General features: G+C 62.0%; 10 protein-coding genes. 4 read left to right on the top strand and 6 right to left on the bottom strand.

The features are described from left to right. Positions 1–113: 113 nt before the first annotated feature. From P3T17_RS32625 to ahpC, 3 genes are all read right to left on the bottom strand, one after another. Positions 114–1,280, bottom strand: a complete 1,167-nt coding sequence (locus P3T17_RS32625; protein ID WP_429410909.1) for an alkane 1-monooxygenase — start codon at positions 1,278–1,280, stop codon at positions 114–116. Between the two features lie 370 nt (positions 1,281–1,650). Continuing rightward, on the bottom strand, positions 1,651–3,246 hold the full coding sequence (gene ahpF / locus P3T17_RS32620; RefSeq protein WP_429410907.1) for an alkyl hydroperoxide reductase subunit F: 1,596 nt from the start codon (positions 3,244–3,246) through the stop codon (positions 1,651–1,653). Positions 3,247–3,418: 172 nt separating this feature from the next. Continuing rightward, positions 3,419–3,982: an alkyl hydroperoxide reductase subunit C gene (ahpC, locus tag P3T17_RS32615; protein ID WP_074268498.1), complete on the bottom strand. Its 564-nt coding sequence runs from the start codon at positions 3,980–3,982 to the stop codon at positions 3,419–3,421. Positions 3,983–4,186: 204 nt separating this feature from the next. Here ahpC and P3T17_RS32610 point away from each other — a divergent pair, with 204 nt between their 5' ends. From P3T17_RS32610 to leuA, 3 genes are all read left to right on the top strand, one after another. Continuing rightward, positions 4,187–5,617 (top strand): MFS transporter, encoded by a 1,431-nt coding sequence (locus P3T17_RS32610; protein WP_429410905.1) that lies wholly within the window; start codon positions 4,187–4,189, stop codon positions 5,615–5,617. A 186-nt stretch (positions 5,618–5,803) separates the two neighbouring features. Further along, positions 5,804–6,421, top strand: a complete 618-nt coding sequence (locus tag P3T17_RS32605; protein ID WP_429410903.1) for a cation diffusion facilitator family transporter — start codon at positions 5,804–5,806, stop codon at positions 6,419–6,421. A 302-nt stretch (positions 6,422–6,723) separates the two neighbouring features. Next, the gene (gene leuA / locus P3T17_RS32600) at positions 6,724–8,460 is read left to right on the top strand and encodes a 2-isopropylmalate synthase (RefSeq protein ID WP_429410901.1); all 1,737 of its coding nucleotides are present in this window, start codon (positions 6,724–6,726) and stop codon (positions 8,458–8,460) included. A 36-nt stretch (positions 8,461–8,496) separates the two neighbouring features. Here leuA and P3T17_RS32595 read toward each other — a convergent pair whose 3' ends face one another. The 3 genes from P3T17_RS32595 to P3T17_RS32585 form a co-directional block, all read right to left on the bottom strand. Beyond that, positions 8,497–9,486: a 2OG-Fe(II) oxygenase gene (locus P3T17_RS32595; protein WP_429410898.1), complete on the bottom strand. Its 990-nt coding sequence runs from the start codon at positions 9,484–9,486 to the stop codon at positions 8,497–8,499. Between the two features lie 175 nt (positions 9,487–9,661). Next, positions 9,662–10,141 carry a nuclear transport factor 2 family protein gene (locus P3T17_RS32590; RefSeq protein WP_429410896.1) on the bottom strand — a complete coding sequence of 160 codons (480 nt, stop codon included), beginning with the start codon at positions 10,139–10,141 and terminating at the stop codon, positions 9,662–9,664. Between the two features lie 172 nt (positions 10,142–10,313). Continuing rightward, positions 10,314–11,939: an MFS transporter gene (locus P3T17_RS32585; protein ID WP_429410894.1), complete on the bottom strand. Its 1,626-nt coding sequence runs from the start codon at positions 11,937–11,939 to the stop codon at positions 10,314–10,316. A gap of 255 nt (positions 11,940–12,194) precedes the next feature. Between P3T17_RS32585 and P3T17_RS32580 the strand changes: the two genes are divergently transcribed. Next, on the top strand, positions 12,195–12,788 hold the full coding sequence (locus P3T17_RS32580; protein WP_429289032.1) for a hypothetical protein: 594 nt from the start codon (positions 12,195–12,197) through the stop codon (positions 12,786–12,788). The last annotated feature ends 42 nt before the right edge of the window (positions 12,789–12,830 follow it).

The raw sequence follows: 12,830 nt of genomic DNA, 5'->3' as shown, positions 1-12,830 counted from the left end.
GATAAATTTATCGATCGCGTCCAGGCCTTGTGCGGCTTTGGTTTCTTTTTTAAATCGGTAAATATGGCCTTTATGGCGCAAACGTTTGGTGTTCGCGAATGGCGAATCAAACATCAACTCGTAACCGCTCCGGAAAATTCTGCCAGCACGCGTTCGCGTATTGCGGGTTTGATATTGGAGTGCTCCATATTGCCGCGATAATGCGCGACCACACGCGGATTCATCACGCGGAACCAGAGCGGCGGCACATAAGCCACCATGATCATCGTCGCGTAACCGGAAGGTAATTGCGGTGCGCCTTCGAAGTGACGCAGTGCCTGAAACGAGCGCGTCGGATTGGCGTGATGATCCGCATGGCGTTGCAATTGGTAAAGAAACAGGTTGGTGACGACGCGATTGCTGTTCCATGAATGCTCAGGGCGGCAGCGTTCGTATTTGCCGTTCGGCAACTGCTTGCGGCCTAATCCATAGTGCTCGAGATAATTGACCACTTCGAGCAGCGAGGCGCCGTATATCGCCTGGATCAGCAGGAACGGAATCACGACCTTGCCGAATAGAACAATCATCGCGCCCCATAGCACTGCGGTCATCGCCCATGCATGCAATACCTCGTTGCGCCAGCTCCACGACGAATGACCGCTGCGCGTGAGCCGCTCTTTTTCGAGCCGCCACGCTGATGCGATGCTGCCGAACACCGTGCGCGGCAGGAACGCCCAAAAGGACTCGCCATAGCGTGCGCTGGCGGGATCGGGCGGCGTCGCTACCCGCACGTGATGGCCGCGGTTGTGTTCGACGAAGAAGTGTCCATAGGCGACCGGCGCCAGCGTGACCTTCGCCAGCCAGCGCTCGAAGTGGTCGGTCTTGTGACCGAGTTCGTGAGCAGTATTGATCGATGCGCCGGTCGCCGAACCGAGCGAGAGCGCAAACCCCAGGTAGTCGTACCAGGCGAGCACATGGGTTCCGACGATCCACACCGCGCCGAAGAACGAGAGGTATTCGATGAAGGTCGCGAGGTAGACGATGCGCCGGTAATAGCGCTCGCGCTCGAGCACGGGCACCACTTCCTCAGGCGGATTGCTGGGGTCGTCGCCGATCGCGTAGTCGAGCATCGGGATAATGCCGAACACAAAGATCGGACCAAACCACCAGAAGATATGCCAGCCCGTGAGCAGCGCAAGAGTGGCCGCGTGCAGCGGCAACGTGATGGTCAGTGCACCGAGCAGCCAAAGGTAGCGCTTGCCGTCGACCCAACGCGCGGGCGTCGTTTGCGAAGAGGCCATCTCTGTCTCCTTTTATGTTGCCCTTCGTCCTTAAGCCCACTCGCACGCGTTGAAATGCGCACGGTTGGCTGCCGCGAAAGGTCTGCTCCGATTCACAGATTTATATGGTGAGACGAGCCACTTCGCCAAGAATTGAATCCAGGCGGCGAGCTCCAAACAAAGCAGCGCGGGCCGCGCCCGTGAGGGCCTGCGTCAAGCGTGTGAATGAAACGGGTGTATAGATGCCCCGAAGGAGCTCAAGCGCCACCGGCTTCGATGCGGGAACCGAAAACAATGAAGCCCGCACAAAGGCGGGCTTCATTGCAAGGCAACAACTGGCAGCTGGCTTTCGTCAGTCCAATCAGGACCGCCTGTCGCTCACGAAGAAAACTTAGGCCTCCGCAAGCGCCGCAGCGTCCTCGACTTCCACTTCGTCATCCGCGCTATTGCGAATCAGGTGATCGAAGGCGGAGAGCGATGCTTTCGCGCCCTCGCCCACGGCGATGACGATCTGCTTGAACGGCACCGTCGTCACGTCGCCGGCCGCGAACACGCCCGGCACCGATGTCGCGCCGCGCGCATCGACGACGATCTCGCCGTGCTTCGACAGTTCGACCGTGCCCTTCAACCATTCGGTATTCGGCACGAGACCGATCTGCACGAACACGCCTTCCAGTTCGACCTGCTTCGTTTCACCCGAGCGCAAATCCTTGTAGACGAGCCCGTTGACCTTCTTGCCGTCGCCGGTGATCTCGGTGGTCTGCGCCTGCGTCACGATCGTCACGTTAGCGAGGCTGCGCAGCTTGCGTTGCAGCACTTCATCAGCCCGCAGTTGCGCGCCGAATTCGATCAGCGTGACTTCGCGCACGAGGCCGGCCAGATCGATTGCCGCTTCCACGCCCGAGTTGCCGCCACCGATCACTGCGACGCGCTTGCCCTTGAACAGCGGGCCATCGCAGTGCGGGCAGTAGGCCACGCCATGATTGCGATATTCGCGCTCGCCCGGCACGTTGATTTCGCGCCAGCGCGCACCGGTGGCGAGCACGATCGTCTTCGCCTTCAGCACCGCGCCGCTCGCCAGACGTACCTCGTTGATGCGGCCCGGAACCAGTGCTTCAGCACGCTGCACGTCCATGATGTCCACTTCATAGCTCTTCACGTGCTGTTCGAGCGCCGTGGCAAACTTCGGTCCTTCGGTCTCCTGAACGGAGACGAAATTTTCGATCGCGAGCGTGTCGAGCACCTGGCCGCCGAAGCGTTCCGCGACCACGCCCGTCTTGATGCCCTTGCGTGCCGAGTAAATCGCCGCCGCAGCGCCCGCGGGGCCGCCACCCACGATCAGCACATCGAACACCGGCTTCTTCGCCAGTTCCTTGGCCGCACGCGCACCTGCGCCGGTATCGAGTTTGGCGAGAATTTCCTTTACGCCGCTGCGGCCCTGGCCGAACACTTCGCCGTTCAGGAACATCGTCGGCACGGCCATGATCTGGCGTGCTTCCACTTCGTTCGGGAACACCCCGCCGTCAATCGCCACGTGGCGGATGCGCGGGTTGATCAGCGCCATCACGTTCAGCGCCTGCACGACTTCCGGGCAGTTCTGGCAGGTCAGCGAAAAATACGTTTCAAACTGATAGTCGCCGTCGAGTTCGCGGATCTGTTCGATCACCGCGTCGTCGAGCTTGACCGGGTGGCCGCCCACCTGCAGCAGCGCCAGCACCAGCGACGTAAATTCATGTCCCATCGGGATGCCGGCAAAACGGATGCCCGTGTCCTTGCCCGGCTCGCCGATCGAGAACGAAGGCTTGCGCTCCGCGTCGCCGCGCCGCTCGATCACGCTGACGCGCGCCGACAGCGTCGCGATGTCGTTCAGCAGTGCGAGCAGTTCCTGCGATTTGGCGCTGTCGTCGAGCGAGGCCACGATCTCGATCGGCCGGCTGACCTTTTCCAGGTACGATTTCAACTGAGTCTTGAGATTGGCATCCAGCATGGCTATTCGAATTCCGTGACGAGGGTTGGGCTCCGGGCGCCACCCACATTGCGTGGCGAGGAGCCGTGCGGACCGTATGCACATGAAGCAGCATTGCTGCGTGATACGGTCCGCACGGAGAAACGCCGGCGAGTGGCGTGTACTGCGATGAGGCCGAGCTAAGCGGGAGCGCTTAGATCTTGCCGACCAGGTCGAGCGACGGGGTCAGCGTTTCAGCACCCGGCGTCCACTTGGCGGGGCACACTTCACCCGGATGCGCCGCGATGTATTGCGCAGCCTGCACCTTGCGCAGCAGCTCGCCGGCATCACGGCCAATGCCGTTGTCGTGGATTTCGCACAGCTTGATCTCACCTTCCGGGTTGATCACGAAGGTGCCACGCAACGCCAGGCCTTCTTCTTCGATCAGCACGTCGAAGTTGCGCGAGATGGCCAGTGTCGGATCGGCGATCATCGGATACTTGATCTTCTGGATCGTGTCCGACGTGTCGTGCCATGCCTTGTGGGTGAAGTGCGTATCGGTCGACACGCTGTAGATCTCGACGCCAAGCTTCTGGAATTCGGCATAACGATCGGCCAGGTCGCCCAGTTCGGTCGGGCAAACAAACGTGAAGTCAGCCGGGTAGAACACGACGACCGACCACTTGCCCTTCAGGGTTTCGTCGGTAACGGTCTGGAAGTCGCCATTGTGGTAAGCGGTTGCCTTGAAAGGTTTGATCTGGCTGTTGATGATCGGCATCTGATGCGTCCTCTTTTGGTACGTGGTTGAGAAAGTGATGACAGTATGTCTGGATCCACTTAATAGAAAAAGTTGATTGTTTAAATCGTCATCATTGGATTTGACTATCTCTCCTTCCAGGAGAAATCCCGGCCCCGGATGCCGGCTTTGGCCGTCTTCGGCAATACTTCTACTTTTCTACTTTTTCCTCGCAAACGGACCGCGATGACCGACACCCAGAAACGCCCCGGCTTCATCGGCTGGTTGCCCTATATCGTCGCGGCGACCTTCTTCATGGAGTATCTGGACACCACGGTGATCGCCACCGCCCTGCCGCAGATGGCGCGTTCATTCGGCGTGGGTCCGAACAGTCTCAGCCTCGGCATGACGGCCTACATGCTGGCGCTGGCGATTTTCATCCCGGTAAGCGGCTGGGTCGCCGACCGGTGCGGCTCGCGCACGGTCTTCTTTAGCGCGATCGGCGTGTTTACGGTCGCGTCGGTGTTGTGCGGGATGTCGCAAAACGTGACGGAATTCACCGCCGCGCGTCTGTTGCAAGGGATGGGTGGCGCGATGATGGTGCCGGTCGGCCGGCTGATCGTGGTGCGCAGCACCGAGAAAAGCCGCCTGATGCAGGCCATCTCGACCATTACATGGCCGGCGATCGTCGCACCGGTGGTCGGGCCGCCGATCGGCGGCTTCATCACGACCTACGCGAACTGGCGCTGGATCTTTCTGCTGAACGTGCCGTTCGGCATCGCGGTGATGGCGGCAGTGGTCGCACTGGTGCCCAACCTGAAAGGCAGCGAGCGCCGCCCGCTCGATCTCGTCGGCCTGCTGCTGAGCGGCGCCACCCTTACTTCGATCCTGTACGGCGCCGAACTCGCCAGCCAGCCCGGCGAAAATCCGTGGGTAGCGGGCGCCCTCGTGGCAGCGGGTCTGGTGATCGGGTTCGTGGCATTCCGGCATGCACAGCGCCATCCGCATCCGCTGATCGACGTCTCGACGCTCAGAATTCCCACTTTCTCGGTGACGGTGATAACCGGTTCGTTCACACGTATCGGCATCGGCGCGGTGCCGTATCTGATGCCGCTGCTGTTCCAGATCGGCTTCGGTCTGTCCGCGTTCAAGTCGGGGCTATTGCTGCTGGCGAGCGCGCTCGGCAACCTGGGTATGAAGGCGTTGACCACGCGCATCCTGCAGCGCTATGGCTTCCGGATGGTGTCGATCGTCGACGTCGCCGCAGCCGGCGTCTTCATTATCGCCTGCGGCCTGCTGACGCCACAGGCGCCGCTCGCCTGGGTGCTGATCGTGATATTCGGATATGGCGTGGCGCGCTCGATGCAGTTCACGACGCTCGCCACCCTCGCCTACGCAGACGTCGCCCAGCCGCAGATGAGCGCGGCCAGCACGCTGTGGAGCGCGGCGGCGCAAATGACCATCGGCCTGGGCATTGCCTTCGGCGCGGTGGCGTTGCGCGGTGCCGCCGTGTTCAACGGCGAGACCTCAGGGCATGTCTTTACGCTCGATGACTTCCGCATCGCCTTTCTCTGCGCCGGATTGGTGACGCTCGCGTCGGTGTGGGGTTACTGGCAGCTGGAACACAACGCGGGGCAGAGCGTCGGCGGAGGCTCGCGGCGCCAGGACGCTTCCTGAGCGCGATCAATAGCGTGGACGTGAGCCAGGCAGAAGCCTGCCACCGCGCCCCACCTGTCACATCCCCGCAACGTTGGACGGTTAGTTTGCTTGCACTACTCGAAATCACTCGAAACCGTCCTCCCAATGACATCGCCGTCAGAGCGTCCCCGACAGTCGCGCGGCAGTTCCTTCAAGGCCGCTTACATGAGTGCGGTGTTGAATGCCGTGCTGATGGCCATGCAGATTGTCATTGGCCTGTTCGCGCATTCCGACGGCCTGGTGGCTGACGGTATACATACGCTCAGCGATCTCGCCGCCGACGGCGTCGTCATCGCCGTGCTGTTTCTCGGCGCGGCTGCGGCCTCCGGCCAACGCGCTTCGAGCAGCGACGGCGGCTTCCATGCATCGCTCGCGACGCTAGTCATCGGCGTGCTGCTGATCGGCACCGCCGGCGAGATGCTGTGGCATAGCATCGGACCCGCCACGATTCTCACTGTTAGCACCAGCGTGCGTGCGAGCGCGCTGGTGGTCGCGGTCTTCGTCATGTTCGCCAAGGAAGCGCTGTTCCGCTATATGCGGTCGGTGGCTCAACGAACACATTCTGGCGTTCTGCTTGCCAGTGCCTGGCACGCCAGACTCGACGCGGTTTCGGCGCTGGTTGCCGTGATGGGCATTCTCGGCAGCATGGCCGGCCTGCCGATGCTCGATCACGTCGCGGCCGGTGTGATCGGCCTGATGATCCTGCGCATGGGTTACAACAACTGCTGGTCGGCGCTGAAGGACCTGGCCGCCCGGCCACTCGGCAACACTGCCGGCCAATGACAGCGACAGAGACTGACGCAAGCGCCGATGCCTCGCAAGCAGGCACACAAGCAAACGCCGCTTGACTGGCCCTGCCGTTTGTGATCCTATTACGCCCATGTTCGCCGCACAGACCCTGCTATCCCTCCTACTACTAGCCCGCTCTACCGGGCTAGGTCTGCTGCTACGCGCTTCCCGCATCTAACGCATCTGAAGCGCAGTTAATTCCCAAGTTTTGCTGACCTTGCCCCGGTTGCCCAACCGGCGGCCGTGCTTCGTCCCGTTCCTTTGCGTCTCCCGTTTTTCGAACCCACGAGCCCATCATGCTGAAAAATCCTGCTACCAAGTACCGCCCGTTCACCCCCGTCAACTTGCCGGATCGCACCTGGCCGTCGCGCACCATCACGCACCCGCCGATCTGGATGAGCACCGACCTGCGCGACGGCAATCAGGCACTGTTCGAGCCGATGAACGCGCAACGCAAGATGCGCATGTTCAAGACGCTGGTGCAGATTGGCTTCAAGGAAATCGAAGTGGCGTTTCCGTCGGCGTCCGAAACCGACTTCAATTTCGTACGCGAACTGATCGAGGGCGGCCACATTCCGGATGACGTCACGATCGAAGTGTTGACCCAGGCGCGCGACGACCTGATCGAGCGCACCTTCGAATCGCTGCGCGGCGTGCCGCGTGCGATCGTGCATCTGTATAACGCCACCGCGCCGGAATTCCGCAAGATCGTGTTCGGGCTCGACCGTAACGGTGTCAAGCAACTGGCCGTGAACGCGGCGCGCACCATGAAGCGTCTCGTGGATGCCACCCCGGAGACGGCTTTCACGCTGCAGTACAGCCCGGAAACCTTCACCGCCACCGAACTCGATTTCGCCAAGGAAGTGTGCGATGCCGTGTTCGATGTCTGGCAGCCGACGCCCGAGCGCAAAGCCATCGTCAACCTGCCGGCCACGGTGGAAGTCGGCACGCCGAATTTCTACGCGGACCAGATCGAGTGGATGCACCGCAACCTGGCGCGGCGCGACTCGCTGCTGCTTTCGGTTCACCCGCACAACGATCGCGGCACCGCAGTCGCCGCGGCTGAACTGGCCGTCATGGCCGGTGCCGACCGCGTCGAAGGTTGTCTCTTCGGTAATGGTGAGCGCACCGGCAACGTCGACCTCGTGACGCTGGCGATCAATCTTTACACCCAGGGCGTCGACCCGGGACTCGATTTCTCGCACATCAACGAAGTCGCGCGCACCGCCGAGGAATGCACGCAATTGCCGGTGCATCCGCGTCACCCGTATGTCGGCGATCTGGTGTTCACCGCCTTCTCGGGATCGCACCAGGATGCGATCAAGAAAGGCTTCGCCGTGCAGAAGGATGACGCGCTGTGGGAAATGCCTTATCTGCCGATCGACCCGCGCGATCTGGGCCGCACTTACGATTCGATCATCCGGGTCAACAGCCAGTCCGGTAAAGGCGGCATTGCTTATCTGCTCGAACAGACACATGGCGTTGTGCTGCCGCGACGTCTGCAGGTCGACTTCAGCTCGGCCGTCCAGCAACTCACCGACGATAGCGGTCAGGAAGTCACCGCACAGCAGATCTGGGAAGTGTTCCAGGATGAATACGTGCGCGGTGAGACGCCGCTGCGTTACATCGGCCATGCGCTGTCAGAAGACGGCGGGCGCGAGCGCATCAAGCTGACGGTGGAGATAGCCGGTAAGCGCACCGTGCTGGCAGGCGAAGGCAACGGCCCGCTCGACGCGTTGATGCATGCGCTGCGCACCCCTGTGCGGATCCAGCACTACGAAGAACGTGCGCTTACTCAGGGCGCGGACGCGAAGGCAATCGCGATTGCCGAAATGGCCGGTGCGCAGGTAGTGGGCAGCGCGTTCGGCGTGGGCATCGATGCGAATCTGATTACCGCTTCGATCCGCGCCGTAATCAGCGGCATCAATCGTGCGTATGCCCGTTCGGATGCTGATGCGCAAGCGCATTTCTTCGATGCAGTGCTGCGCGAAGTGGCGGACGACGAGCGCAGCAAGGCTCTGCAGGCGGGGTAAAGCAACGGGGGACGGGAAAGCGGGAAAGCGAGTCCCCTAAACGTACTCGCGCTCCCGCATCCACTTCGTCATGATCCATTTGTCGCCGCCCAACACGGGCGCGCCGCCATGCAAGGTCAGCGGATCGAGTTGCCGCAAGCCGTTCAGATAACGGAAGTACACCGCCCCACCCTGCCTGCCGGTAACCGATAAACCTGCCTCAGGGAAAATGGTCTCGCCACCATCCGGCACGTCGTTGAGATAAACGATCAGCGTCGCCACACGCTGGCCGCCGCGTGCGGTATGCACCGCGCTGCCCGGTTGATCGGGTGGAAAATAGTCGAAATGCGGACGGTATTCGCCGCTGGTGTTGTAATGCAGAATCTGCAGTCCCTCGCCGTTCTCCACCGGCCAGTTCATCAGGCTGGAAATCCGCTGGTCGAGACGCTCGATGAGCGTGTCCTCGCCGCGTTGAAACCAGATACCCTCGCTGGTGCGATTGCGGATCACGTCTTCTTGCCCGGTGTCCGGATTGACCGTGGTCGAGCGTTTGAGACGATGCCGCGAACGCTCCATCATCTCGGTGCACTCTTCAGGCGAAAGCACGTCGGCAAAGACGACCACTTGTGGCCGCTCGCAACGCATCACCACCTTCACATCGCGATCGTACGCGCGGATCAGATTGCCGCTTGCCACGGGTAATGCGTCGTACTGGTACGTGCCTTGTACCGCTTTGACGAGGCTCGCCTCGGTGCCTGCGGTTGCCGCGATGCCGCCCGGTGTTCTTGCCTGATCAGCGGAGCCGAAGGCACTCGGGCCGTTTGCTGCGTCCGATCCGCTTGCCACGCCAACGGCGCCCGCGGCATTGGCCGTTGCGGCCACCACACCGCCAACATTTGCGGAGCTCACCGCGCGCTGCACCGCACTGCTAGCGGAGAACTGATCGAAACCCGCCCCCATCATGGCTGCGACCATGGAATCCACGGTACAGCCACGCTTCGCATTGGTGGCCAGCCAATCTTCCCAGGCCGCATCCACGACAGGCATAAGTACTCGTCCCTTGGTATTGTTTGTTCGAGTTTATTCGGCGCGCGGGTGGGCGGCGAATTTCCGCTCACACGCAACGCTCGCTCTCAACGAGATACTGCATCAACCCGCCAATCTCACGCAAGTAGGCCAGGTGGACAGGCCTTTCGGATCAGGGTCAACGTCGTGCCCGGACTCAGCCGCGCTTGTTCCGATAAGCATCGAGGCCTTTCTTCGCCTGCGCCCGTATTGCTCCTTGCACGAAGGGCGTCCAGCCGAGCAAGGAGCCCTTGAGTCCCAATGCCTGCCGCGACCAGCGCCAAAGGTCGAAGCTGTCGCGATGCTCGACGATGCGCCCGTCCCGAAACACGAATTGCGCCTGAATCCGGTTCTCCACCTTGCGGCCAGTCTGACTGAAAAGATAACGCGCCACCCAGTGCGCACGACCGGTACGCTCGTCCGCGGTGACGGCGTCGAACGTCAGGGAAAAATCCTGGGCCTGCGCGACCAGCATGCGCCACATATCGCGCGCCTGCTCGCCGCGCAACTCGCCGAACACGGGGTCGCTGAAGACCACGTCATCGGCGTAGCATGCGCCCATCGCTTCGGCGTCCTGCTTCTGGAAAGCTTCATAGAAGCGCCCGATCAACTCGCTGTTGGTATTGGGATGACTCATCGTTGGTATTGTTCCCGTAGCAAAGCGGATGGTGCCATCGACCTTCTCCTTATGGCCGGCCTGTCTCAATGTCACGACGAACGAACCGCTGCGTTCGTGTCATATTGTGCCATTCAAACCGCCGCCGCCTCCGGCTCCGGTCCTGGGTCATTGCCCTGGGTGACACGAGCGGCTAGCTGCCAGGCTGGACGTTATGGCCTCGAACCCGCCCCGCCGCCGCGCGGCTTGCTCGACCCGCCAGCAAGTACACCGCCAGCGCGATCCCCGCCGCAACCGCAGCAGCAAGATAGAGCGATGATGCAAAACCGCTGGCAAAGCTGGCATGAGCAGCAGCCGCGAGCGGCGCGCTCATCGCCGGCGGCAGGTGTGCGCTCGCCCCAGCCGCATCACCGGCCAATACACGCGACAGAAAGCCCGCGTCGAGTGCGTTTCGGAGCGCGGGAGTCAACTCAGGCCGCGCATAAAACGCGGACTGGGTGCGCGCAGCCAGCACTGCACCGAGCACGCCGACCGACGTAACGATAGCGGTAAAGCGCGTGGTCGTACTGATACCTGATGCCATGCCGGTACGGTTCGGCGGAACGCACGCCATGATGGCCTTTTGCGTGTCGCCGTTAAGAACGCCCGCGCCGAGGCCCGTCACCACCATGCCGATCGCCACCAGGCCATAACGCGCCTCGCCTGCAACCAGAGCAGTCAGAAGATTGCCCGCGCCGATCAAAAGCAAGCCCGTGCTGAGCATCGCCATAGCCGAGAGACGCCGGGACAACACCGCGCCGACATACGGCCCCACCACCATGGCAAGCGCAAACGGCAGCATGCCCACGCCCGCCGCGATGGCCGGCAGCCCAAATGCGTTCTGCAGATAAAGCGGCAGAAAGGTCATCATGACCTGCGCGCATGCCGCATAGCCAAACATGGCGAGAACCGCGGCCACGAAGCGCGGCTGACGGAACAGCGCAAGGTCCACCATCGCATGACGACGCACGCGCTGCAGTTGAACGAAGGCGACAAACAGCAGCGCCGCCGCCGATAGTTTCACGCCGGTCGAGCCGCTCGTCCAACCCGCCGACGGTGCCGCGATCAGGGCCCAGATAGCCACCGCCAGTCCGACGCCAAATAACAGGCTGCCCGCTACATCGATAGGTCCGGCTTCGGGGTTGCGCGAGTCCTGGATCGCATGCCACGCGCACACAATCAGCACCGTGCAGACCGGCAGATTCAGCAGAAAGATCCAGCGCCAGCCGAGCCATTGCGTAATGACGCCGCCCACCAGCGGCGCCACGGTCGTCGCCAATCCCATGCAGGTGCCCCACACCGCCCAGGCACGCACGCGCTCGGGACCCTCATGAAACGTATTGGCGATCACGGCGAGCGCCGCAGTCACCAGCATCGCCGCGCCCACGCCCTTCACGGCGCGGGCAATATTCAGCAGCAATGCCGACGGCGCGAGGCCGCAGCCGAGCGACGCCAGAAAGAACACGGCGAGCCCAAGCAGCAGCATGCGTTTGCGGCCGAACCGGTCGGCCAGGCCGCCCGCCGGAAGCAGGCACGCCGCGAAGGCGACCATATAGGCGCTGACGACCCATTCCACATCGGCAAAGCTTGCGTGAAACGAGCGGGCAATGGACGGTAACGAGACCGCGACCACATTGGTATCGAGCACGATCAGCGCGCAGATTGCGGAGGTGGTGGCAAGCACAAAGCCTGCGTTGCGGGGGATGCCCGCCGGCGCAGGCGAGACCGGCTCATTGGTTGTTTGAGGACGCAGCGCGTCGCGAGTCTGGGACATAGGCATAGGTGGGTCGATAGGTAAATCGATAGCTGGACTAACGCCAAACGGACCCCATCCTAGCCGTGCTGCTATTTCCTGTCATTGCCACAGACCGACAGAATAATTAATTCAATCGATAATACAGACGACAACGCGGTCTGCGTCACATCCACTGTATCGCCAAGGTCGCGAGGCATCTTTGCTGCTCGCGGATGGTCGAGGAACTGGATATCGTCGCGACATTCGTTATATCCTATGGAATACAGCGGTAGGTAACGAATGGCGCGCGTGCTCTGTGGTTCCCAAACTCAACACCCCCGCCAACCCGCTGCACCACAAACCGTAACCGGCAACCTGGAGCCAAGATTGGTGCGCAGTCGATCCACCCTGTCCGAATCGCCGGAACATCCCGGCCGGACCGCGAAGAGCTTTTCAACCACGATCACGGCGTTGAAATCCGCCACCGATCGCGGGCGCGCCGAGTTGATCCGCGATGTCGTCGATGCCTTCAGGCGTCTCTATGGCAGCGTATTGCGCTTCGTACAGATGTTCGCCGACGGCCAGGACAGTTTTCCTGCGGCCGGCAACTCGGGCTCACACTCGTTTAGCCAGCTTCTCGCCATCCTCGGCGAGCAAGGCAAGACGAGCAATTTTGGCCGCCTCGAAGAACTCAGAGCCGCGATCGAGGAAGCCCGTTCGGCTGAGCAACTGCGCGACGCGATTTTCTCCGACGCCCAAAGCAACGACCACGCCGCGCTGCGCAAAGTCGCCGCTGCGCTCGAGCGCCTCGATGCGACCTTCGTCGGCCTGTGCGTCGAACATGTGCTGGAGCAGCACGCCCGGGCGTCTTTAGTCGTGTCGTCGGCAGGCTGATAGGGTGCCCTGCAGCCGACCCGTCAAACGCCCACCGTTATA

This window comes from Paraburkholderia sp. GAS82, assembly GCF_050436285.1.
In the GTDB taxonomy this organism is placed as follows: Bacteria; Pseudomonadota; Gammaproteobacteria; order Burkholderiales; family Burkholderiaceae; genus Paraburkholderia; species Paraburkholderia phenazinium_B.
This window is presented reverse-complemented; position numbering and strand designations above follow the sequence as displayed.